Source organism: Pseudomonas sp. gcc21, from assembly GCF_012844345.1.
In the GTDB taxonomy this organism is placed as follows: domain Bacteria; phylum Pseudomonadota; class Gammaproteobacteria; order Pseudomonadales; family Pseudomonadaceae; genus Halopseudomonas.
On the sequence record NZ_CP051625.1, the window covers coordinates 254057 to 277603 of the forward strand.

Annotated in this window: 22 protein-coding genes and 2 tRNA genes; 18 read left to right on the top strand and 6 right to left on the bottom strand. The window is 59.0% G+C overall.

What is annotated here, in order from left to right; all coding sequences use genetic code 11:
- The first annotated feature begins 18 nt into the window (after nt 1-18).
- Nucleotides 19-969: an NAD(P)H-quinone oxidoreductase gene (locus tag HG264_RS01285; protein ID WP_169405962.1), complete on the top strand. Its 951-nt coding sequence runs from the start codon at nt 19-21 to the stop codon at nt 967-969.
- Between the two features lie 47 nt (nt 970-1016).
- Here the strand turns inward: HG264_RS01285 and HG264_RS01290 are convergent, their stop codons facing one another.
- From HG264_RS01290 to minC, 5 genes are all read right to left on the bottom strand, one after another.
- Nucleotides 1017-2312 (bottom strand): M18 family aminopeptidase, encoded by a 1296-nt coding sequence (locus HG264_RS01290; RefSeq protein ID WP_169405963.1) that lies wholly within the window; start codon nt 2310-2312, stop codon nt 1017-1019.
- A 43-nt stretch (nt 2313-2355) separates the two neighbouring features.
- Entirely contained in the window at nt 2356-2991 is a 636-nt protein-coding gene (locus HG264_RS01295; RefSeq protein ID WP_169405964.1) for an RluA family pseudouridine synthase, read from the bottom strand.
- Between the two features lie 41 nt (nt 2992-3032).
- Nucleotides 3033-3293, bottom strand: a complete 261-nt coding sequence (minE, locus tag HG264_RS01300; protein ID WP_169405965.1) for a cell division topological specificity factor MinE — start codon at nt 3291-3293, stop codon at nt 3033-3035.
- The gene (gene minD, locus HG264_RS01305; RefSeq protein WP_169405966.1) at nt 3293-4102 is read right to left on the bottom strand and encodes a septum site-determining protein MinD; all 810 of its coding nucleotides are present in this window, start codon (nt 4100-4102) and stop codon (nt 3293-3295) included. Before minD ends, minE begins: the two co-directional genes overlap by 1 nt.
- 147 nt (nt 4103-4249) lie before the next feature.
- A complete protein-coding gene (gene minC, locus HG264_RS01310; protein WP_169405967.1) occupies nt 4250-5032 on the bottom strand; it encodes a septum site-determining protein MinC in 783 nt (260 codons plus the stop codon).
- A 110-nt stretch (nt 5033-5142) separates the two neighbouring features.
- On the opposite strand from minC, the gene HG264_RS01315 reads away from it, so the two are divergent.
- Together HG264_RS01315 and HG264_RS01320 are read left to right on the top strand one after the other, a co-directional pair.
- Nucleotides 5143-6108, top strand: coding sequence for a lipid A biosynthesis lauroyl acyltransferase (locus HG264_RS01315; protein ID WP_169405968.1), 966 nt, complete (start codon nt 5143-5145; stop codon nt 6106-6108).
- A complete protein-coding gene (locus HG264_RS01320) occupies nt 6108-7295 on the top strand; it encodes a patatin-like phospholipase family protein (RefSeq protein WP_169405969.1) in 1188 nt (395 codons plus the stop codon). The genes HG264_RS01315 and HG264_RS01320 overlap by 1 nt, the downstream gene beginning before the upstream one ends.
- Nucleotides 7296-7335: 40 nt before the next feature.
- On the opposite strand, the gene rapA is transcribed toward HG264_RS01320, so the two are convergent.
- Nucleotides 7336-10176: an RNA polymerase-associated protein RapA gene (rapA, locus tag HG264_RS01325; RefSeq protein ID WP_169405970.1), complete on the bottom strand. Its 2841-nt coding sequence runs from the start codon at nt 10174-10176 to the stop codon at nt 7336-7338.
- Between the two features lie 363 nt (nt 10177-10539).
- Between rapA and HG264_RS01330 the strand changes: the two genes are divergently transcribed.
- The 15 genes from HG264_RS01330 (at nt 10540) to HG264_RS01395 (ending at nt 23485) form a co-directional block, all read left to right on the top strand.
- Entirely contained in the window at nt 10540-10812 is a 273-nt protein-coding gene (locus HG264_RS01330; RefSeq protein ID WP_169405971.1) for a hypothetical protein, read from the top strand.
- Between the two features lie 13 nt (nt 10813-10825).
- Nucleotides 10826-11011 (top strand): hypothetical protein, encoded by a 186-nt coding sequence (locus HG264_RS01335; RefSeq protein WP_169405972.1) that lies wholly within the window; start codon nt 10826-10828, stop codon nt 11009-11011.
- Between the two features lie 120 nt (nt 11012-11131).
- Nucleotides 11132-11260, top strand: coding sequence for a cytochrome c oxidase subunit CcoM (ccoM, locus tag HG264_RS18540; RefSeq protein WP_256663735.1), 129 nt, complete (start codon nt 11132-11134; stop codon nt 11258-11260).
- Nucleotides 11261-11417: 157 nt separating this feature from the next.
- The gene (locus tag HG264_RS01340) at nt 11418-12500 is read left to right on the top strand and encodes a PA0069 family radical SAM protein (RefSeq protein WP_169405973.1); all 1083 of its coding nucleotides are present in this window, start codon (nt 11418-11420) and stop codon (nt 12498-12500) included.
- Between the two features lie 47 nt (nt 12501-12547).
- Nucleotides 12548-13174 carry a tRNA-uridine aminocarboxypropyltransferase gene (locus HG264_RS01345; RefSeq protein ID WP_169405974.1) on the top strand — a complete coding sequence of 209 codons (627 nt, stop codon included), beginning with the start codon at nt 12548-12550 and terminating at the stop codon, nt 13172-13174.
- A 146-nt stretch (nt 13175-13320) separates the two neighbouring features.
- A complete protein-coding gene (locus HG264_RS01350; RefSeq protein WP_169405975.1) occupies nt 13321-14136 on the top strand; it encodes an SDR family oxidoreductase in 816 nt (271 codons plus the stop codon).
- Between the two features lie 155 nt (nt 14137-14291).
- The gene (locus HG264_RS01355; protein WP_169405976.1) at nt 14292-15275 is read left to right on the top strand and encodes a GlxA family transcriptional regulator; all 984 of its coding nucleotides are present in this window, start codon (nt 14292-14294) and stop codon (nt 15273-15275) included.
- A gap of 81 nt (nt 15276-15356) precedes the next feature.
- Nucleotides 15357-16571, top strand: a complete 1215-nt coding sequence (locus tag HG264_RS01360) for an aspartate aminotransferase family protein (protein WP_169405977.1) — start codon at nt 15357-15359, stop codon at nt 16569-16571.
- A gap of 15 nt (nt 16572-16586) precedes the next feature.
- Nucleotides 16587-17609 (top strand): arginine N-succinyltransferase, encoded by a 1023-nt coding sequence (locus HG264_RS01365; RefSeq protein WP_169405978.1) that lies wholly within the window; start codon nt 16587-16589, stop codon nt 17607-17609.
- Between the two features lies 1 nt (nt 17610).
- Nucleotides 17611-18630, top strand: coding sequence for an arginine N-succinyltransferase (gene astA / locus HG264_RS01370; RefSeq protein WP_169405979.1), 1020 nt, complete (start codon nt 17611-17613; stop codon nt 18628-18630).
- 183 nt (nt 18631-18813) lie between these two features.
- Nucleotides 18814-21435, top strand: a complete 2622-nt coding sequence (alaS, locus tag HG264_RS01375) for an alanine--tRNA ligase (protein WP_169405980.1) — start codon at nt 18814-18816, stop codon at nt 21433-21435.
- 80 nt (nt 21436-21515) lie between these two features.
- Complete coding sequence (locus HG264_RS01380; RefSeq protein ID WP_169405981.1) at nt 21516-22757, top strand: aspartate kinase; 1242 nt, start codon at nt 21516-21518, stop codon at nt 22755-22757.
- A 219-nt stretch (nt 22758-22976) separates the two neighbouring features.
- Complete coding sequence (csrA, locus tag HG264_RS01385; protein ID WP_150300421.1) at nt 22977-23162, top strand: carbon storage regulator CsrA; 186 nt, start codon at nt 22977-22979, stop codon at nt 23160-23162.
- Between the two features lie 58 nt (nt 23163-23220).
- Nucleotides 23221-23311 (top strand) — tRNA-Ser (locus HG264_RS01390).
- A 97-nt stretch (nt 23312-23408) separates the two neighbouring features.
- Nucleotides 23409-23485 (top strand) — tRNA-Arg (locus HG264_RS01395).
- Nucleotides 23486-23547 lie beyond the last annotated feature (62 nt).

The window sequence follows — 23547 nt, forward strand, 5'->3', positions numbered from 1 at the left end:
ATGCACTATGGAGGCAGCATGAGAGGATTGCAAGTTGAGGGGAAGGCCCTTACCTGGGCCGAACAGCCCAGCGCAGAGCTGTTGGAGGGTCAGATTCGAATCCGCGTCAAGGCGGCCGGGTTGAATCGTGCCGATTTGTTGCAGAAGGCCGGAATGTATCCGCCGCCCCCTGGTGTGACCGACGTGTTGGGCCTTGAATGCGCAGGCGAAGTTTGCGAGACAAAGGGCGAAAGCCGATGGAACGTTGGCGACCGGGTCTGCGCGCTGCTGGCCGGAGGCGGCATGGCAGAAGAGGTGGTGGTGGATGGCCGGCATGCCTTGCCGGTCCCGGACGGGCTGGATTGGGCGCAGGCTGCGGCCATACCGGAAGTGTTCAGCACTGCCTGGTTGAACATCTTCGAGCTGGGTGCCGCTCAGCCAGGTGAGAAGATATTGATACATGCCGGTGCCAGTGGCGTCGGAACCGCAGCGATCCAGCTGTGCAAGGCCATGGGTAATCCTTGCTGGGTTACGCTAGGCAGCGAGGAAAAACTGAGGGCTTGCCGGGAGCTCGGTGCCAGCGGTGGCGCGTTGCGTCATGATGGGATTGCCAGTCTGAAAGAAAGCGGGCCGTTCAATGTGGCGCTGGATCCAGTCGGCGCAAACTACGCCAAAGATCATCTCGACTTGCTGGCAGGGGACGGGCGCTGGGTGCTGATCGGGCTTTTGGGGGGACGCGAGGCGACATTGGATCTGGCCAAGATACTGGCCAAGCGCATCAAATTGATTGGTTCAACGCTGCGTAGCAGGGACGCCGATTTCAAGGCGGAGCTATTGAGCCGTATGGAGCAGCGCCTGTGGCCCTTGTTCGCCAAAGGAGAGCTGAAGCCGCTAATGGCAAGAACCTTCCCCTTTGAGGACGCAGAATCGGCCTTCGCCGAGCTGGCATCGGACAAGGTGATCGGCAAGATCATTCTGGTCAACCAGTAAGCAAACGGGCCCAGTCCATGACTGGGCCCTGGTGTCGCGGGGCGCGCCTAGAACAGCTGCTCGCTCTCGTAAAAGCGGGTCAGCACAGTAATCAGATACTCGGCGTCCCGGCTGCCGGCCAGCTCACGAATGGAATGCATGGCAAACGTAGGCACGCCCACGTCCACTGTCCGCACGCCGAGCCGGCTGGCAGTAATCGGCCCGATGGTGCTGCCGCACCCCATGTCGCTACGCACCACAAAACTCTGTACCGGTACATCGGCTTCGTTACACAGATGACGGAAATAGGCGGCGGTCTCGCTGCTGGTGGCGTAGCGCTGGTTGCTGTTGATCTTGATGACCGGCCCGGCATTCAGTCTGGGGCCATGATTGGTGTCGTGACGATCAGCGAAATTCGGGTGCACGGCGTGGGCATTATCTGCGGAAACCATCATCGACCGCTGAATCACCTGGATGCGCTTGCTCGCGTCCGGAATCAGCCGGCTCAATACGTCTTCCAGGAAGGGTCCGTCGGCGCCGGAGGCTGAGGTCGAACCCACTTCCTCATGATCGGTGCATATCAGCAGCGAAGGCTGCTTGCCGCTGCTTTTCAGCAGCGCCTGCAGGCCTGCGTGACAAGACAGAAGATTATCAAGGCGTGCCGAAGCGAAAAAGTCGTTCTCCAGCCCGATAGTGGCGGGCGCTTGGGTATCAAAGAAGCTCAGTTCGTAATCCAGTACCTGATCCGCCTGGCAGTCGGGATGTTCCTGTGCCAGCTGAGCGCCAAGCAGCGCACGGAAATCACGTTGCGGCTCGAGCGCCATCGCAAGAATCGGCGGCAGATCCGTCTGGGCATTGATAGCCAGCCCGTCGTTAACGCCGCGATTGAGGTGGATTGCTAGGCTGGGGATCACTGCTATCGGGCGTTCGAAATTGATCAGACGGCTGTCGAGCCGGCCTTCGCGGGTGCGGAAGGTAACCCTGCCGGCTATGGACAGGTCGCGGTCGAACCAGGGCGCCAGCAGAGCGCCGCCGTAGACTTCAACGGCCAGTTGCCAGAGTCCAAGCTGGTTCAGTTCGGGTTGCGGTTTGACACGCAGGCAGGGACTGTCAGTGTGGGCCCCGACTATCCGTATGCCTTGATCAAAGGAGCCGCTGTCGCCCAAATTGAATGCAATCAGAGACGAGCTGTTGCGAGTGATCAGATATTTGCCGCCGGGCTGTAGCGTCCATTCGTCACGTTCATCCAGCTGCTGGAATCCGTCTGCCAGCAATTGCCGGGTCAGGTTTTCGGTTGCGTGAAAGGGCGTCGGCGAAGCCTGAATAAAATCGGCAAGGGCTTGATTGAGTGAATGCTGATGCATGAAAAAAACTCCTGTAAGGAATCCTGTGCTGATCCCGCGGCTGTCAGAAGGGTGCGGGGCTCTCGAATACCATGCGCTCGCCGTTCAACGGATGCTTCAATCCCAGACGGGCCGCATGCAGAGCCAACCGCGGGCAGGCTGCAAGCGCCTCGTCCTCGGCGTAGAGTCGGTCGCCGAGCAGCGGATGCCCGATAGCAAGCATATGCACCCGCAACTGGTGTGATCGACCGGTAATCGGAGTCAGCTCGACACGGCAGTGGTCGTCAAGACGTTCAAGTACGCGCCAGAAGGTTTGCGCGGACTTTCCCAGCTCATGATCGACGATATGCCGCGGTTTGTTCGGAGGATCGTAGCGCAAAGGCAGATCGATGTGTCCCGAGTCGTGATCAGGCTGACCCCAGCACAGGGCTATGTATGTCTTCTCGGTTTCGCGGTCGTGGAACTGCCGCGACAGCTCGCGGTGGCTGTCCGGGTTGCGGGCGATAACCAGCAGGCCTGAGGTTTCCCAGTCGAGACGGTGCACGATACGGGCTTCAGGGTAGCCGTTATCCTGGAGACGCGTAATCAGGCAATCCTTGTTGTCCTCGGCGCGGCCGGGGACCGATAGAAGCAGCGTAGGTTTGTTGACGATCAGAAAGGTCGGATCCTCATGGAGGATGCCGATATCGGTTAATGGCATTCGAATTCCATGGCGCCCCCCGAACAGGGGCGCCGGTCGGGTCAGGGACGCTCGGGAAGGGTTACGTTCAGTTCCAGGATGGAACAGTCGTTCTGGTTATCCAGCGCGACATGCACCTGATCCCGGTCGATCTGAACGTATTTGCTGATCACATCGATGATTTCCTGCTGCAACTTCGGCAGGTAATCGGGCTGTGAACGCTGACCGCGTTCATGAGCAACGATGATCTGAAGACGCTCTTTAGCGACCGAAGCGGTTTTTGCAGGCTTTTTCCGGTCTCGGAAATAGTCGAACAGGCTCATTATCGACCTCCGAACAGTCGCTGCAGCAATGATTTCTTCTGGGCTTCGAGGAAACGGTGCGGTTTGGATTCGCCCAGCAGACGGTCTACGGCATCGCCGTATGCCTGCCCGGCATCGCTGATTTCATCCATGATCACAGGCACGCCCTGGTTGGACGCCTTAAGTACCGCCTGCGATTCAGGAATAACGCCCAGTAGCGGAATCGAGAGAATGTCCTCTACGTCGCTTACGGTCAGCATTTCACCAGACTCTGCCCGAACAGGGTTGTAGCGGGTCAGCAACAGGTGCTCCTTGATGCGCTCGCCACTTTCGGCACGGCGGGACTTGCTTGAGAGCAGACCCAGGATGCGGTCGGAGTCACGTACTGAAGACACTTCCGGGTTGGTCACAACCACGGCTTCATCCGCGAAATACATGGCCAGGTGAGCGCCTTTCTCGATGCCCGCCGGGGAGTCACAGACGATGTAGTCGAAGGTCTGTTTCAGCTCTTCGAGTACCTTTTCGACGCCCTCAAGAGTCAGCGCATCCTTGTCCCGGGTCTGGGAAGCGGGAAGGATGTAGAGGTTGTCAGAGCGCTTGTCTTTGATCAGCGTCTGATTGAGATTGGAATCGCCGTTGATAAGGTTAACGAAGTCATAAACGACGCGGCGTTCGCAGCCCATGATCAGATCCAGGTTACGCAGGCCGACGTCAAAGTCGACAATCACTGTTTTGAACCCGCGAAGGGCGAGCCCGGTACCGATGGCAGCGCTGGTAGTCGTTTTGCCGACGCCGCCTTTGCCTGATGTAATGACTATGATCTTTGCCAAGATGACCTTCCCGTCGGAGCGCAGATGAGTAAAAAAAAGAACACTCCGGGAGTGAATTCCGGCGTATTCGAGACCTAATTATTGAGGAGCCTGAAACGGCCATAGAGCACGGATATCGGGCTTCCTCGGATGGCTAGACAGTATCGGTTAAAGGGGCACTATCTTCAAGCTATCCCCGTCAAGGCTAATTTGTGTGGACTCTTTCCAAAGATGGCGACGCAGATCCTCCGCGACCTTGTACTGTCCGGCAATCGACACCAGTTCAGCTTCTAGCGACTGACAGAAGATACGTGCCTCGGTATTCCCCCTTACGCCTGCCAAGGCACGGCCACGTAGCGGGCCATAAACATGGATGTTGCCATCGGCTAGAAGTTCCGACCCCGGGCTTACGGAGGCCAGCACCACCAAGTCCCCACCGCGCGCATACACCTGTTGGCCGGAGCGAACCGGTTGGGTGATGACCTTGCTGGGCATGCCCTCGGCAGCCGCCGGTGCGGGAGCCGTGGCGGCGGGTGCCTCGTGTCTGGCCGGCTCTGGTTTTTTCGGGGGAGGCGATGCGCGCCGCTCACCGTCGCCGCTCTTGTCGCGCACACGGCCGGGCAGCATCAATACAAGCCCGCAGTGTTGTGCCAGTGGTCTGAAGGATTCGTTGCCCCGTAGTGCCATGGGCTGCATGCCGCTGTCACGGCAGATCTGGAGCAATTCGGACAGCGTGCTGGCGTCCAGTTTGTCGCTCAGCTTGTCCAGGCTGAAGACGACCGGGGTGTCCTTGAAGAAATTCGGCGCCTGCCTGACCTTTTCCGCCAGTTGACGGGCAAAACGTTCAGGCTCCTGCCGTATCAGTTCAATCACGGTCATGGTGAGCATGCCGCCCTTCAGATTGAACGCGAGATCATTATCGAGCTTGTCGGAGTGAGTTTCAGCAGTCATGTGGGATCCAGGAGCACAGTTTAGTGGGCACACTTATATAGATTGGCCGCGTTGATCGCAAGCCGCGCCCGGCTTAGGTAGAATGCGGTTTTCGCCGTTATGGTTGGTGTATGCAACGTCCCGGTTTCAGCAGCGCCATGCTGCACCCTCGTTTCTGGTTGCTATGGATGGGCATGGGTCTGTTATGGCTACTGGTTCAACTTCCCTATCCGGCTATTCTCTCAGTTGGGCGGCTGGTTGGTCGAGCCATGTATCACTTGATGCCCGAGCGCCGGCTGATTGCCGCGACCAATCTTGAGCTGTGTTTCCCCGACTGGACGGCGGAGCGGCGCGAGCAGGTGCTGCGGGAAAACTTCGCCTCGAACGGAATAGCGCTGTTCGAGATGGCGATGGCCTGGTGGTGGCCGCCGCGCAGGCTGGCGAAGCTGGCTAGCATCGAAGGGTTGGAGCATCTGCAGAATGCCGCAGCGCAAGGGCAGGGTGTTTTGCTGATGTCGTTGCACTTCACCACGCTGGAAATCGGCGCAGCGCTGCTTGGTCAGCAGGCGACCATTGACGGGATGTACCGCGAGCACGCCAATCCCACCTTCGATTTCATCCAGCGCCGCGGCCGTGAGCGTCACAACGCCGATGCGCTTGCAATAGAGCGGGAGGATGTTCGCAGCATGCTCAAGTCCATGCGATCAGGCCGCGCCATCTGGTATGCCCCGGACCAGGATTATGGCCGCAAGGCGAGCGTGTTCGTCCCTTTCTTCGGTGTCCAGGCCGCCACGGTTACCGCAACCGCCACCTTTGCCCGCCTGGGAAAAGCGGAGGTCATTCCCTTTACCCAGACCCGCTTACCTAACGCCCGGGGTTACCGTTTGACGGTCCATCCCCCGCTTGAAGGCTTTCCGGTGGGCGATGAAGAGGCCGACGCGCTGCGCATCAATCAATGGGTTGAGCAGGCGATCCTCGAGCAGCCCGAGCAATATATGTGGGTTCATCGCCGATTCAAAACGCGTCCGGAAGGTGAGGAGCGGCCATACCCGAAGCGGCAGCGCCGCAAACGCCGCCGTACTGCCAGGTCCGGCTGATGACGGCGCAGCCATGGACCAGGCCAGCCGACTGCACTGCGCTGATTCTCTCTGGCGGTGGGGCGAGGGCGGCCTATCAGGTCGGTGTGTTGAGTGCTATTGCCGAGCTGCTGCCTGATCATTCGCAAAATCCCTTTCCGATTATCTGCGGCACCTCTGCCGGCGCCATCAACGCGGTGGCGCTTGCCACAAACGCTTCGGACTTCAACGCCGGGGTCGAGCGCATGCGCGAAGTCTGGGGCGGATTTCGCTGCAACCAGGTGTACCGGACCGATTGGCCCGGGCTGGTTGCCCAGGCCTGGCGCTGGACCCGCGTCAATCTGTTGGGACTGGGCCGGGCGCAGCCGACCTCGCTGCTCGACAGCCGCCCCCTGCGGCAGCTGTTGGGGAATCTCCTGCAGTTTGGCAAGATCGACGAGGCGCTGATGATGGGCCAGTTGCGCGCGGTATCGGTGAGTGCATTCAATTATCAGGCAGCCGAGTCGGTCTGTTTCTATCAGGGGCATCAACGCATCGAGCCCTGGAATCGTCACCGTCGTATCGGCATCCAGACGCCATTGACGCTTGATCACCTGGTTGCGTCCGCGGCGATACCGCTGTTGTTCGAGCCGGTCCTGTTGGACTGCAACTGGTACGGCGACGGCGCCGTGCGGCAGCGGACGCCGATCAGCCCGGCGCTGCATCTCGGCGCAAACCGGGTATTGGTGATTGGCGTGTCGGACAATCCGGTCAATGAGCCTGCTACCAGCAGGCCCGGGCGAAGACGGACTCCGCCGCCGCCCAGTCTGGCGCAAATCGGCGGGCATCTGCTCAATAGCACCTTCGTCGATAACCTCGAGGCAGACATGGAGCAGATCGAGCGCATGAACCGCCTGACAGCGCTGATGCCCCACGCTTCAGGGATATCCGGCAAGGGAATCCGCCCGGTTGAGGTGTTGACGATATCTCCCAGCGAGCCGCTGGACTTGATTGCAAGCCGTCACCGCAAGGCATTACCTGCGGGTTTGAAGCTGTTTCTGCGCGGTAGCGGCGTCACCCGTGCCTCGGGTGGCAGCGTGGTCAGCTACTTGCTGTTCGAAGCGGAATACTGCAATGAGCTGATCGCTCTTGGCCGGCGGGACGCGCTGGCCAAACGTGACGCGTTGCAACGCTTTCTCGGACTGGTTTGCCCGATTCAGAATAACTGACGCTTCGTCGCAGCAACCAAGCGTCAGTACTTCCTCTTTATTACCCAGCCACCAGCATCCGCAGTGCGTCCAGTCGGACCTTGGCATGCTGCAACGCGACGCTGCCTTCGACCTTGTGTTTCTCCAGGGTCTCGATCTCGCTGTCGCGTACCAGCGGATTAACCTGCTGTAGCGCCTTGAGTCGATTGATCTCCTCATCCAGATCGGAAGCAAAGCGCTGGCTGGCTTGCTCAACCAGTTCGGCATGCTGCACGTCGGCCAATGCTTCGGCGCGGTCCAGCAGCCGTTCGACGACGTCGCGCTGGCTCTTGGCAATCTTGCTCGCCAGGTGCTTGGGCAGGTTTTCCACCTGCGCCTCCAGTGTCTCGAAGGCAACCTTGGCGCCGAGGTCGGTGCCGTTGATATCCAGCAGACAGCGGATCGGTGTTGGCGGCAGGTACCGTTGCATCTGCAGCGCGCGCGGTGCAATAGCCTCGCTGACAAACAGGCATTCAAGCAGCATGGTCCCTGGCTTCAAGGCCTTGTTCTTCAGCAACGCGACTGAGCTGTTACCCATGCTGCCGGACAGCACCAGATCCATTCCGCCTTCGAGCATTGGATGCTCCCAGGTGATGAACTGCATGTCCTCACGGGTCAGCGCGGTTTCGCGATCGTAGGTGATGGTGACGCCTTCATCGTCGCCCAGCGGGAAGCCGGCATCCAGCATCCGCTCGCCCGGTCGCAGAACCAGCGCATTATCCGAATGGTCTTCGCTGTCCACGCCGAAGACATCGAACAACCGCTCCATATAGATAGGCAGCTGAAAATCGTTGTCCTGCTGCTCAATGGTTTCGATCATTTCTTCAGCGTCGCCGTGACCGCGCGAATGCAGCTCCAGCAGGCGATCGCGACCGTTGTGCATCTCTTCTTCCAGCGCCATGCGACGCGCCAGCGCCTGCTCGATCAGGCTTGACCAGGCGGCGTCGTCAGGGTGATCCAGCAGGTGCAGCAGCTGGGCGCCAAATTCATGCTGGATCGCACTGCCAGTCGGCGAGGTGGCCTGGAACGCATTGAGCGCATCGTGATACCAGTGGAACAAGCCTTCCTGGGCAGTGCCTTCAAGGTAGGGAATGTGCAACTGGATCACTTCGCGCTGACCGATACGATCGAGTCGCCCGATGCGTTGTTCAAGCAGGTCGGGGTGGGTCGGCAGATCGAACATCACCAGGTGATGGGCAAACTGGAAGTTGCGGCCCTCGCTGCCAATTTCCGAACAGATCATTACCTGGGCGCCAAACTCTTCATCGGCGAAGAAGGCGGCAGCCCGGTCCCGTTCAACAATGCTCATACCCTCATGAAACACGGTGGCGGGTATGCCGCTGCGCACGCGCAACGCATCATCCAGATCCAGCGCCGTTTCGGCGTGGGCACAAATCACCAGCACCTTGCTGCGTTTGAGCAGTTTCAGAGTGTCGATCAACCAGTCGACGCGCGGGTCGTCCTGCCACCAGGCCGTTTCGACCGGCTCGAATTCGTCCTGTAGCCCCACTTCGGGATATAGCGCGGTGCGGCCTTCCAGGTCCGCATAAATGTCCGGGCAGGGTAGGGGATGAGGATGCAGCTCGCGCTCGGGAAAGCCGGCAATCGCGGCGCGGGTATTGCGATACAGTACGCGGCCGGTTCCATGACGGTCGAGCAACTGACGGATCAGGCTGGACCGCGCTTGCTCGGCTTGTGCGCCGGGTTGTCCGAGTGCATCAAGCAGTTGCTCTGCGCTACCGCCCAGCCAATCGCTGATTGCCTGGCGGTCAGCCTGGGCCAGTGCGCCACCGTCCATCAATTGCTGCACCGCTTCGGCGACCGGCTGATAGCGGACGGTTTCTTCGCGGAAGGCTTGCAGATCATGGAAGCGGTCGGGGTCGAGCAGGCGCAAGCGGGCGAAATGGCTGGCCTGTCCGAGCTGCTCCGGCGTGGCGGTCAGCAAGAGTATCGCGGGTATCCGGGTTGCTAGCTGTTCAACCAGCGCGTATTCCGGACTGGGAGCGTCTTCCTGCCAGACGAGATGGTGCGCCTCATCAACCACCAGCATGTCCCAATCGGAGGCAAGCAGATAGTCGCGGACCTTGTCATCTTCGAGCAGTATTTCCAGCGAGACCAGGGCGAGTTGCTCTTCTTCGAAGGGATTGTCCTCGGCGCCGGCGCAGCGTTCCTGATTGAACAATGCAAAACGCAGATTGAATCGACGACGCATCTCGACCAGCCACTGGTGCTGCAGGTTTTCCGGCACCACGATCAGCACGCGGCGCACGCGGCCGGTACGGATCTGCCGATGGATGACCAGGCCCGCTTCGATGGTTTTGCCCAGGCCGACTTCATCTGCCAGCAGGACACGGGGAGCGATGCGGTCGGCCACATCGCGGGCAATATGCAGCTGATGGGGAATCGGCTGGGTCCTGACACCGGCCAGGCCGAGCAGGGGAGAGCGCTGAATGCGGCAATAATGACGCAGACTTTCATAGCGCAGGCCGAACCAGGGTAGCGGATCAATCTGGCTGGCAAACAAGCGATCACTGGCCAGACGGAACTGGATGAAGTTATCAAGCATGGTTTCGGAGAATTCGGCAGGGGTGCCGTCCTCGCGCAGGCCGCGATACAACAGCAGCCCGTTCTCTTCCACCACGTCGCTGACGGTCAGAACCCAGCCCTCGTGATGGCTGATACTGTCGCCGGGGGTGAAGCGCACCCGGGTAAGGGGCGCGTTGCGCAGTGCGTAGTGGCGCGTTTCGCCGCTGGCAGGAAACAGGATGATGACCAGTCTGTCGTCCTGCGACAGCACCGTACCCAGGCCGAGTTCTGATTCGCTATCGCTGACCCAGCGTTGTCCTGGGGTGAATACCGTCATGCCTTACTCCTGCCGTGCTGAAAAAGGCCGCTATATTAACTGATGCAGCAGTCCTCACAAACCTCAAGCAGCCGGGAAAACGGCTCCGTTTTCCCGGTCAGGATTAAATTTTGGTGAGCTGACCGGTAAGCGGGCGGGCTCCGCCCGGCCACGGTTTGGATGGGGCCGCCTGAGCCGTCCGAGCGAGGCCAGCGGGTCGTTGCCGTAAGCCGCTCTGAAGGGCAGGCGTGCGAATGGTTCCGATGCGGCGTATAACTTAAGCGTGAACGATTTCTCATATCAGGGAATCAGCTGCGGTATCCGATGGTCAATAGCTTCAATATGGACATGGCTATCCCTGATCAGGGTCACGTGAGGTACAGCATGCTTATTCCAGGGCTCCCGCCCCTTGGCGCACAACCCGAGGTTACCAGGCCAAAGCGCGGCGTTACGCCCACTGAAAAATCACCAGTGGTGCATGAAACGCTGGCCGAGCCGGTGGAGCGTCGTCGTCGCAACAAAAAGCGGGTGCCTGATCGCCGCCGCGGCCGTAAGCGCGCCAGTTTTACTGAGCCGACCGAGTATTCAGTGGAGGGCGTGCCTGAGATGGCCCCTGAGCTGCCCGCCAAGGGACTGCTGATCGATATCGAAATCTGATATCGTATTCGCCATGTCGAATGAACCAGACCCTACTCCTGTAATAGACCTCGTCGAGGCGCGTCAGCGCCGCCGGCATGACCTGTATGAGGCGCGGCTCAACAACATGCGGGCCCGGTTCGAGCAGGCTCTGCCGTTATCTTCCGGATCCGGCAAACCCAAGTCCAGGAAAGCCCGCAAGAAAAAGCCGAAACGCTGAGTCCTGGATAGCTCCACGCCTACCGCACTTGCATAACCGACCCAATCTTGATCCGGGTCAATAGTTCCTCTACTACCTCTGTGTATTCTTGAGTCTGGATCAGGTTCAGGAGCACCTATCATGTTTATCGACGAAGCCGTAATCGCAGGAATTTTGACTGTTGGTCTGATGGTCGTGTTTCTGGGGGGAGTGGGTTTGTTTATCTGGCGCGACAGCCGTAAGCCAGCGCGGACGATCAAACGTCCCTGAAGCGCTGTAACGGATTTATCGAATTGAGGGTCGAGTGCGCTCGGCCCGGCAAGAGCATGGCTCGCAAGGCCTTTTAGCGATCTTTCTTCGGACAGATCGCTTTTTTTTGCCTGATCGGTGGTTCGCTGAAACCTGGCTGGGTGGATATACTGTATGCATGAACAGTAAAGACGCCAGCCTTATACCCGTTCGCAGTCTGCGTGGACGCGGTACGCTAACCAATCCGGCCAATCGCTTCGCCCGTACAGTCAGCGAAGCAGACCATGACGGCTGGACGGAGGATGCGCCGCTGACCGCAGCGACCGAAGTGCGTATCGAACAATCTAAAAGCATCATCACCCGTAACCAGTCGCCCGATCTTCCATTTGACCGCTCGATCAATCCCTATCGCGGTTGTGAGCATGGCTGTGTGTATTGTTATGCCCGGCCCAGTCACGCCTATTGGGATATGTCACCGGGGCTGGACTTCGAGACCCGGTTGATAGCCCGCGTCAACGCTGCCAGCCTGCTCGAGCGGGAGCTCAGCAAGCCGGGTTATCAATGTGCGCCTATTAATATTGGCGCTAATACCGATCCGTACCAACCTGTGGAGCGGGAGTACAGGCTGACGCGGGAATGCCTTGAGGTGCTGTTGCGGTACCGGCACCCGGTGACGCTGGTAACCAAAGGGGCTCTGATCCTCCGCGACCTGGATCTGCTTGAAGAGTTGGCTCGCCACCGGCTCGTTCGGGTCATGATCAGCCTGACGACCCTGGATAACGAAGTGAAATGCACGCTTGAGCCGCGCGCCGCGGCCCCGGCCGCCCGACTCAGAATCATCCGCGCGCTGTCGTCACGTGGCGTGCCAGTAGGCGTGCTCCTCGCACCTATTATCCCGATGGTCAATGACGTCGAGTTGGAGCGATTGCTTGAGGTGGCCAGCGATGCCGGAGCAAGCAGTGCTTCCTATATATTGTTGCGGTTGCCCCGGGAGGTCGGTCCGCTCTTCGAAGAATGGCTGGATACGCATATGCCGTTACGGGCGGAGCACGTGCTCAGCCTGATCCGCCAGTGCCGGGGTGGCGAACTGTATGACGCGAGCTTTGGCAAACGTTACAGAGGTGAAGGCGTGTTCGCCACGCTGCTGTCGCAGCGGTTCGCCCTGGCGGTCAAGCGGCTTGGGCTGAATCGCTCCGAGTTGAACATGGACCTTGACTGCAGTCTGTTCGCACCGCCCGGATCACAAATGGCTCTGCTATAGGCTGGGCCGGGTTACCATCAATTCCCCTCATGACGCCGGTTACACTCATGACGCACAGCCAATCCGATCGAAGACCCTGGTGTCGAGCCTGTGAACGGCCGGTCAGCCATTGTTTGTGCCAACTGATCCCTGACCTGGATTCGCGCACCCACCTTTTGGTCATTCAGCATCCGAGTGAACGACGGCATCCGCTCAATACTGCACGGTTGCTGGTTCGCGGTTTGAGGAATGCGCAGCTGCTGATTGCTGAGCAACTGTCCGAGCAAAGCGACGTGTATCAACAACTGCAGGATTCTGCGTGGCGCACTGAACTGTTATTTCCCGGCGCTGACTCGACGTTGCTCCTCGCTGCTCCAGCCGACAACCGGCCCCGCCGGCTGGTGTTGCTGGACGGGACCTGGCGCAAGGCACGCAGGATTCTGCATCTGAATCCGATACTGCAGCAGTTGCCGCGGGTAGCGCTGCCGGCCGGGTTGCACAGCCGCTATCGCATACGCAAGGCGCCGATGGAGGGCGCGTTATCGACTATCGAGGCAGGCGTAACGGCGCTGGGTATCATCGAGCCGGGGAGCGACTTCAGTCTGCTGCTCACGCCATTCGAGGCATTGATCGAGGGTCAGATCGAGGCGATGGGCGATGAGCGTTTCAACAGGAACTACCGTTCTAGCGTCTGACTGCGTGCCGCCTATTCGCCGCGTTTATTTTGGGTCACTTGGCAGGAGTTCCCGGGCCACGTGACGCTAAACTGAACCTGCAGCAAATAACAACAACAGGGCAACGGAGCGTTCTGGCGCAGCGCCGCCTGGAACCGGGAGCAATTATGCAGAATGCAGGGCAACGGGTAGTCATAACTGGGGCGGGTAGCGGTCTGGGGCGCGAGCTGGCGCTGCGCTATTCGCGGGAAGGCGCACAGCTGGCGCTTGCGGATATTCACGACGACGGCCTGGCTGAAACACTTGCAATGATACGTGAGGCAGGTGGGTGGGCATTCACCCAGCGTTGCGATGTGCGTGATTTCAGCCAGTTGGCGGCGCTGGCGCAGAGCTGTCAGGAGCGCATGGAGGGTCTCGATGTCCTCATCAATAATGCTGGCGTGGCCTCCGGAGGGTTGTTCTGGGATCTCACCCTGGAAGATTGGGAATGGCAGCTGAGTATCAACCTGATGGGGGTAGTGAAGGGATGCAAGGCATTCGTTCCGATGTTCAGCAAGCAGCGCAGCGGTCGCATCATCAATATTGCGTCGATGGCGGCGCTGATGCAGTCGCCGGGCATGAGCAACTATAACGTGGCGAAAGCAGGGGTGGTGGCGCTATCTGAAAGCCTGCTCGCGGAGCTCAAGCCCCTGGGAGTTGAGGTCAGCGTAGCCTGCCCTTCCTTCTTTCAGACGAACCTGCTGGACTCATACCGTGGGCCGGACCAGGCATCCAGAGATCAGATCGCCAAACTGCTGCAGAGCTCGCCGATTTCGGCTGCAGAGGTGGCGGACAACATCTATACCCAGAGCGAAGCAGGACAATTCATGATCCTGCCGCACGAAAGTGGCCGACAGGCCTGGGCATTGAAGCAAGCCAATCCGGAGGCTGTTTACGCTGAAATGACCCGGTTGATGGAAAAGCGATTAGCAGCTTCCTCTTGAGGGTTTCGCACAGCGGTTCAACGGCAGGCGTACCCGCGCGGGTGCGCCTTTTTTCGTTGCCTGCGCTGTGCCAGTTTCAAGCGCTTGTGGCACAATGCGTTGCTTGAGATTCGAGCGGAGTTTATTCGTGTTGACGAGTGCGCGCAGGTCGGCTGATGTCATCTGAGCAGCGGAAAATCGCCTTTCTGATGTGGCCGGGTAGCCACCCTGCGGCGATGATGGCTGGTCTGTCGGTTTTGCGGTCCGCAAACAGGATGGCCGGATTCGAGTGCTATACCGCGCAATGCCTGACGCTGAATGAAGAGCCGATTGTCAGCGAAGAAGGCTGGCAGCTGCCCGCGGCGCCCTGGTCCGAAGATATGGTGTTTGATCGCTTCTGGATCGTCGCCGACCTGTTTGTTCCGCCGGAATCCCTGGCTCCCTCCATGATTTTGCGCTGGCGCGAGATGATTCGCGAAGGCGTGGTGCTTGGCGGGATAGAAGGCGGGGTGTTTCCGCTGGCTTTGGCCGGATTGATGGACGAGCACCGATGCGCTGTGCATTGGCGGGTTATCGATGAGTTTCGCGAACGGTTCCCTGCGGTACAGGCGACCACCCAGCTGTTCGAGCAGGACAGTGGCCGACTCACCAGTAGCGGGGGGCAGGCTACTGCTGATCTGTTCCTGACATTGGTCGCCGAGGACCACGGCGCTGAGCTGGCCGCGCTGGTTGCCGAGGATCTGGTAGTCGAGCGCATCCGTGATGGCAGTGAGCGCCAACGCGTGCCGCTCCGTAACCGGTTAGGGAGCACGCATCCGAAGCTGACGCAGGCGGTGATCCTGATGGAGTCGAATATCGAGGAGCCGCTCACGACCGATGAGATCGCCCGGCATGTGTGCGTATCGCGGCGTCAGCTGGAGCGCATCTTCAAGCAATATCTCAATAGCGTACCGTCCCAGTATTATCTGGAGCTGCGCTTGAACCGGGCGCGGCAAATGCTGTTGCAAACCAGTAAGTCGATCATCCAGGTTGGTTTGTCCTGCGGTTTCTCTTCCGGTCCGCATTTCTCAAGCGCCTACCGTAATTGTTTTGGTGTCACGCCCCGGGAGGATCGCAATCAGCGCCGGGCACAGCAGGCGGCCGACGTGGCTGCCAAGTAAATCTTGACCGCCGCCCGGTGTGGTGGCGGATTCATCACCTAGGTGTTCACGCCGTACCTAACGGCAGCAGGAGAGAACGGAATGACAGAGTCGACGCAGGTCAGCCGGTCCGATTTCGATCGGGTCATGGTGCCAAATTATTCTCCGGTGGACATGATCCCGGTACGGGGGGCGGGTTCCCGCGTTTGGGATCAGCAGGGCCGAGAATACGTCGACCTGGCGGGCGGTATTGCTGTCAACGCGCTGGGCCACGCGCATCCCGGCCTGGTTGAGGCGCTGACCGAACAGGCCGCTAAGCTGTGGCATGTGTCCAATGTGCTGACCAATGAGCCTGCGCTGCGTCTTGCATCCAAGCTGATCGCAGCGACGTTTGCGGAAAAGGTGTTCTTCGCCAACTCCGGCGCCGAGGCCAACGAGGCTGCGTTCAAGCTGGCGCGGCGGCGCGCGCATGAAATTGTGGGGCCGCAGAAACACGAAATCATCGCCTGCACCAACAGTTTTCATGGTCGTACCCTGTTCACCGTGAGTGTTGGAGGTCAGCCGAAATATTCAGAGGGTTTCGGTCCTGCTATCGAGGGGATCAGCCACGTACCCTACAACGACATCGATGCGCTGCGTGCACAGATATCTGAGCGTACCTGTGCGGTCGTTATCGAACCCATTCAGGGTGAGGGCGGGGTCATTCTTGCCAGCGATGAATACCTTGAAGCTGCCCGGCAGTTGTGTGATGAGCACGATGCCTTGCTGATCTTTGATGAGGTCCAGACCGGCATGGGACGTACAGGAAAATTGTTCGCCTACATGCACAGCAGTGTCCAACCGGACATCCTCACCAGCGCCAAGAGCTTGGGGGGTGGGTTTCCCATCGCGGCCATGTTGACCTTCGATCGCATTGCCCAACACTTTGGCGTCGGTACGCACGGCAGTACCTACGGCGGTAATCCGCTGGGGTGCGCAGTCGCCGAGCGGGTTCTGGATATCGTCAACACTGCTGAGGTACTGGACGGCGTGGTTGCGCGCAATCAGATGTTGGTCGATGGGCTGATGGCCATTGCTGATGATCTGGATGTATTCGAATCGGTGCGTGGCAGGGGGCTGTTGATCGGGGCTGTGCTGTCTCCCTCGTGGAAGGGCCAGGCCAGGCAGATACAGGAGGCTGCGCAGCGGGAAGGTCTGTTGGTGCTGCAGGCGGGTCCCGATGTGGTGCGGATTGCGCCGAGCCTGATCATCGCGCAGCAGGATATACAGGAAGCGCTGGAGCGGTTGCGCAATGCGTTAACCGATCTGGTTGGCTGAGCCGGAGCGTCGTCAATGCTCGTTCAACGTCTATGCACCATGGCAGACCTGCCTGAAATAGAGCGTCTTGCCAGCGCCAGTCCGGTTGGCGTTACCGCGCTGCCGGCCGATCGCCAACGCCTGGTCGAAATCATCGAGGCGTCAGAGGCTTCGATGGCGGAGGAGGTGGTCTTCAGCGGTGAAGAGCGCTACCTGTTTGTGCTGGAAGACAAGGCGTCCGGGCGCCTGGCAGGCTGCAGCAGTGTTATCGCGGCGGCGGGTTTCAGTCAGCCGTTTTATACGTTTCGTAACGAGACCTTTGTGCACGCGTCGGGCGAGCTGGGCCTGCATAACCGGATACATGTTCTGTCGCTGTGCCATGATCTGACCGGGCATAGTCTGCTGACGGGCTTTCATCTGGAGCCCGCGGCCAGGTCGCAATCCACTGCACGCGAACTGAACGCTCTGGGACGCCTGTTGTTCATGGCAAATCACCCGCAGCGCTTCGCCGAGGCCACCGCTGCCGAGATTGTCGGGATCAGCGATGAGCAGGGCAACGCACCCTTCTGGGATGCGGTCGGTCGACATTTCTTTGCAGTGAGTTATAGCGAAGCAGAGCAGATGGGCAGCAGTCGCGGCCGCAATTTTCTGGCGGAGCTGATGCCGGGTTATCCCATCTACGTGCCAATGCTGTCGGACGAAGCGCAGGAGGTGATCGGACAGGTACATCCGTCCGCTCAGGCGGTGTTCGATATTTTGATGCGTGAAGGTTTCGAAACGGACAACTACGTGGACATTTTTGATGGCGGACCGGTTGTTCAAGCCCGCACCGCTACGCTGCGTACGGTCGGCGAAAGCCAGACTGTAAAGGTGGATATCGGTATTCCTGAACCAGCCGATGGTTTGTGGCTGGTTGCCAATACCAAGGTGGCGGACTATCGCGCATGCGCGCTGCGTCTGGCGTGCAGTGCCGATCAATCCCTGGTGCTTTCTCCCGAGCAGTCGGAGCTGCTCAGAGTGGAAGCGGGCGATACTCTCAGACTGGTCAGGGAGGCCTGATATGCTGGTTCGTGCTGCACGCGTCAGTGATCTGGCGAGCTTGACCCAGCTGGCGGTTACTGCCGGCGCGGTCCTGACTACATTGCCCGCCAGCGAGGAAGACCTGCAACGGCGTTTGCTGAATGTCGAAGCGAGTTTCCGTGGCGAAGTGGAAAAGGCCGACGCTGACTACCTGCTCGTGCTTGAGGATGAGGAAGGCAATATCATCGGCACCACCGGCATGCTTGCCGCTGCGGGTCTGCGCGACCCCTGGTACAGCTACCGTCTCGGGCTCACCGTTACGGCCAGCCGGGAGTTGCAGGTCTATCGCCAGCACCCGACGTTGTTCCTGGTCAACGATCTGACCGGCGCGACGGCGCTATGTTCGCTGTACCTCGAACCGCAGTTCCGTGAGGGCATGGTCGGAAGGCTGCTATCCAAGGCGCGGTTCATGTTCATGGCCGAGTTTCCGCAGTCGTTCTCCCCGCGGGTGATCGTTGAAATGCGCGGCATTGCCGACGAGCAGGATCGGTCGCCTTTCTGGGAGAGCCTCGGGCGGCATTTCTTCCGCATGGAGTTTTCCCGGGCGAACTACCTTACCGGTATCGGTAGCAAGGCTTTTATCGCCGAGATGATGCCCAAATTTCCCTTATACGCATGCTTTCTCAGTGAGGAAGCACGGAATGCAATGGGCAAGGTGCACCCTGAATCGGAATCGAATCTGGAAATGGCCCAGGAAGAGGGCATGAGCTATCAGGGCTATATCGATATCTTTGATGGCGGTGCAACACTCGAATCGCCACTTGAGCAGATTCGGGCTATTCACGAAAGCCGTGTTCTGGTGCTGGCGACCGGTACTCCTGGTGAAACCGCCGAGCCTTTTCTTATCCATAACCGTGGACGCGAAGACTGCCGCATCACGTGCGCGCCTGCCCGCGTGGCGGCAGGGACACTGGTGGTTGCGCCCGAAACGGCTGCGCGACTGGGTGTGCGGGCAGGTACGCCTGTGCGGGCAGTCTCGCTATACGCCAGCCCATCCTGACAGGTTCCGCTGCAGTTGGGTCTGGCCGCAGCGGGCCGAATAAAACGCTATCAGAGCTATAGCGATTATCAAGCGTGCTGCTGATGCAAGCCCGGCGCGGATACCTATATAATGCGCGCTTTGCCCCGGTGAGCAGACGTAGACGTCTTCACTGTCCGGCTGACCTGTTACGGTAAGGGGATTATGAAAAGCGCACAAATTCGTGAAGCCTTCCTTCGCTTCTTTGAAGGCCAGGGACACACCCGTGTCGCCTCAAGTTCGCTGGTGCCAGCGGACGACCCGACATTGCTGTTCACCAATGCCGGCATGAACCAGTTCAAGGACTGTTTCCTGGGGCTGGACAAGCGTGCCTACACCCGCGCCACCAGTAGTCAGAAATGTGTACGCGCTGGCGGCAAGCATAACGATCTGGAGAACGTCGGTTATACCGCACGGCACCACACCTTCTTCGAGATGCTGGGTAATTTCAGCTTTGGCGATTATTTCAAACGCGATGCGATTGTGTACGCCTGGACCTTCCTGACCTCTGAACAGTGGCTGAACCTGCCGTCTGAAAAGCTCTGGGTTACGGTCTATGCCGATGACGACGAGGCCTACGATATCTGGACCAAGGAGATCGGCGTGCCGGTTGAGCGGATGGTTCGTATCGGTGACAACAAGGGCGCTCCCTATGCCTCGGATAACTTCTGGGCCATGGGTGATACCGGTCCGTGCGGCCCCTGCACTGAAATCTTCTTCGACCACGGTGAGCACATCTGGGGCGGCCCGCCGGGTAGCCCTGAAGAAGACGGTGACCGATACATAGAAATCTGGAACCTGGTTTTCATGCAGTTCAACCGGACTGCCGACGGCGTGATGCATCCGCTGCCGGCACCCAGCGTGGACACCGGTATGGGGCTGGAGCGTGTGAGCGCGGTCATGCAGAAGGTGCATACCAACTACGATATCGACCTGTTCCAGAACCTGTTGACCGCTGCCGCCGCTGCGATTGGGTGTGAGCAGGATAACGCTGCCTCCCTGAAAGTGGTGGCCGATCACATCCGTTCATGCAGTTTTCTGGTCGCCGATGGTGTGCTGCCATCGAACGAAGGACGCGGATACGTGTTGCGCCGGATCATCCGCCGCGCATGCCGCCACGGCAACAAGCTGGGGGCCTCGGGAGCCTTCTTCTATAAAATCGTCGCCGCCCTGGTTACCGAGATGGGTGAAGCCTTTCCTGAACTCAAGGCGCAGCAGGCGCATATCGAGCGCGTACTGAAGGCCGAGGAAGAGCAGTTCGCCAAAACGTTGGAGCAGGGTTTGCGGATTCTCGAGCAGGATCTGGCCGGTCTGCAGGGCAGCGAAGTACCTGGCGAAGTGGTGTTCAAGCTGTACGACACCTACGGCTTCCCCATGGACCTGACCGGTGATATCGCGCGGGAGCGCGGTTTAACGCTGGATGAAGCCGGTTTCGAAGCCGCTATGGACGCCCAGCGTCAACGCGCCCGTTCCGCCAGCCAGTTCGGTATGGATTACAACAGCCTGGTGAAGGTCAGTGCTGAAACCCGTTTCCAGGGTTACGAAGGCACTACCGGCTCTGGCGAGATCCTGGCGCTATACCGTGACGGTCAATCAGTCGACACGCTGGCTGAGGGTGAGAAGGGCGTAGTGGTCCTGGACCAGACTCCTTTTTATGCAGAGTCCGGGGGCCAGATTGGCGATACCGGTTATCTGGAAAGCGCGGGTGTTCGTTTCGATGTTCGCGATACCACCAAGGCTGGGAGTGCGCATTTGCACCACGGTATCGTTGCCAGCGGCAGCCTGACCGTCGGCGCTTCAATCAAGGCGGTGGTCGAGGAGGGCGTGCGTCAGGCAACCAAACTCAACCACTCCGCCACGCATCTGCTGCACGCCGCGCTGCGTCAGGTCCTCGGTGAGCATGTGCAGCAGAAGGGCTCATTGGTGGATAGCCAGCGTCTGCGCTTCGATTTCAGTCACTTCGAGGCGATTACGCCTGAGCAGTTGCAGCAACTGGAAGACATCGTCAACGAGCAGATCCGTCTGAATACCGAGGTAAAAATCGAGCTGACTGATGTCGAGACCGCCAAACGCAAGGGCGCCATGGCGCTGTTCGGTGAGAAGTACGGCAATGAAGTCCGTGTGTTGACGATGGGCGACGGCTTTTCGGTGGAACTCTGTGGCGGCACACACGTGAATCGCACCGGCGACATCGGCTTGCTGCGCATTACCAACGAAAGCGGTATTGCAGCGGGCATCCGCCGGATCGAGGCAGTAACAGGCAAGGCGGCTTTTGAGCATATGGTGGAAGCAGAACAGCAGCTTCAGCAGGCCGCTCAGCTGGTAAAAGGCAGTCGCGAGAATCTGCTTGATAAGCTCGCAGGGCTCATCGAGCGCAATCGCCAGCTGGAAAAAGATCTCGAACAGCTCAAGGCCAAGGCTGCCAGCGCGGCGGGCGCGGATATGGCTGCCGAGGCTCAGCAGGTCGGTGACAGGCGAGTACTGGTCAAGCGAGTTGATGGACAGGACGGGAAGGCGTTGCTGGGATTGATTGATCAGCTGAAGAACAAACTCGGTTCGGCAGTTGTTCTGCTGGGCGGAGAGCTGGACGGCAAGGTGATCCTGGTGGCGGGTGTGACCAAGGACCTTACCGGTCGTGTCAAAGCAGGTGACCTGATTCGTAATACAGCGGCCCGGGTAGGCGGCAAGGGTGGCGGACGTCCGGACATGGCCCAGGGTGGCGGTACCGATGTTGCTGCGCTGGATGAGGCGCTGGCTGAAACGCTAAACGGTTTGCTGACGCAGTAACGGTAGTACAGGCCCAGGCATCGTTGATGCCTGGAGATTGATCGGATATCCGATTTCGCTATGAGGGTTGGTGCAACACGATGGCGCTTATTGTCCAGAAGTTTGGCGGTACCTCGGTCGGCAGTGTCGAGCGCATTTGCCAGGTAGCCGAGAAGATTAAGAGTTTCAGGGCACGCGGAGATGATCTTGTGGTTGTGGTATCGGCCATGAGCGGCGAGACCAACCGTCTGATAGATCTGGCGCGCCAGGTCCAGGCCTACCCGGACGCCCGAGAGCTGGACGTTATCCTTTCAACTGGCGAGCAGGTGACGATCGGCCTGTTAGCTATGGCGCTTAAAGAAATTGATGTGCCAGCGATTTCCTATACAGGCTCCCAGGTTCGCATCGTGACCGATAACGCCTTCAACAAAGCGCGTATTCAACACATCGACGAGGCCAGGGTGCGGGCTGACCTGGACGCTGGCAGGGTCGTGATCGTTGCCGGATTCCAGGGCGTGGACGAGCAGGGCAATATCACTACCCTGGGCCGAGGCGGTTCTGATACCACCGGTGTTGCCCTGGCGGCAGCCCTCAAGGCAGACGAATGTCAGATCTATACTGACGTCGACGGCGTCTATACCACTGATCCGCGTGTTGTCGAAAGCGCTCGCCGGCTGGACAAGATTACCTTCGAGGAAATGCTCGAGATGGCCAGCCTCGGCTCGAAGGTGCTGCAGATTCGCGCAGTAGAATTCGCCGGCAAGTACAGCGTCCCGCTACGGGTGCTGCATAGTTTCAAAGAAGGTCCCGGAACGCTAATTACCCTTGAGGAAGCCTCATCCATGGAACAACCCGTCATTTCCGGCATCGCGTTCAATCGTGACGAAGCCAAGCTGACTATTCGTGGTGTGCCCGACACCCCCGGCGTGGCATTCAAGATCCTCGGACCGGTAAGCGCGGCCAATATCGAGATCGACATGATCGTGCAGAACGTGTCGAAGGATAATACGACCGATTTTACTTTCACCATCAATCGTAACGATATCCGCAAAACCGAAGAGATTCTGCGTAAGATCGCCACCGAGATCGGCGCGCGGGAAGTCGCCGGCGACAGCAAGATAGCGAAGGTGTCGATTGTTGGCGTCGGTATGCGTTCCCATGCGGGTGTGGCGAGCCGAATGTTCGAAGCATTATCGCGTGAAGGGATCAATATCCAGATGATCTCGACATCAGAGATCAAGATCTCCGTGGTGATTGACGAAAAATACCTGGAGCTGGCGGTGCGTTCGCTGCACTCCGCCTTTGATCTGGATACCGAAGTACCGGGTGCCGATCATCTCTGAGCCCTTCCCAAACTGACCGCAAGCGTCTCTGCGACGCTTGCGAGGGCGCGTTCCTTTGGCTGACGTGCCCCTCTTGGCTTCCCGGTGTGAGTTAACCCCGTATATGTATCGAACCCCTGATGCATCGTGTGGTCAACATCCATGCCAGCAAGGCGGCCAACAGGCAACTAGCCGGTTTTTGCAGACTGCTGTGTGCTGATCAAAATCAAGGAGAAAGGAATGCTAATTTTGACTCGTCGGGTTGGTGAAACCCTGATGGTAGGTGATGAAGTAACGGTGACCGTGCTGGGTGTGAAGGGTAACCAGGTTCGCATCGGGGTGAATGCGCCCAAAGAAGTGGCGGTTCATCGCGAAGAAATTTATCAGCGTATACAAAAAGAGAAAGGTGAAGAGCCAAGCGTTTAAATTTCTTAAAGTTTTTATTGCATTGGGCGGAGCGCATCGGTAATATTCAGCGCGTTACGGAGAGGTGGCCGAGTGGCTGAAGGCGCTCCCCTGCTAAGGGAGTATATCTCAAAAGGGTATCGCGGGTTCGAATCCCGCCCTCTCCGCCACTTTGTGGTTGTAGTGGTGGTCAGACGTTAGCTTCTGAATTTTAAAGAAAAAAATGTTTGACAGTTAAAATTAACGCCCTATAATACGCCCCACAATGCACTCGTAGCTCAGCTGGATAGAGTACTCGGCTACGAACCGAGCGGTCGAAGGTTCGAATCCTTCCGAGTGCACCAAACGAAAAGCCCACTGGTTAATCCCGGTGGGTTTTTTTTTGCCTCTCGTTTAGTCGGCCAAA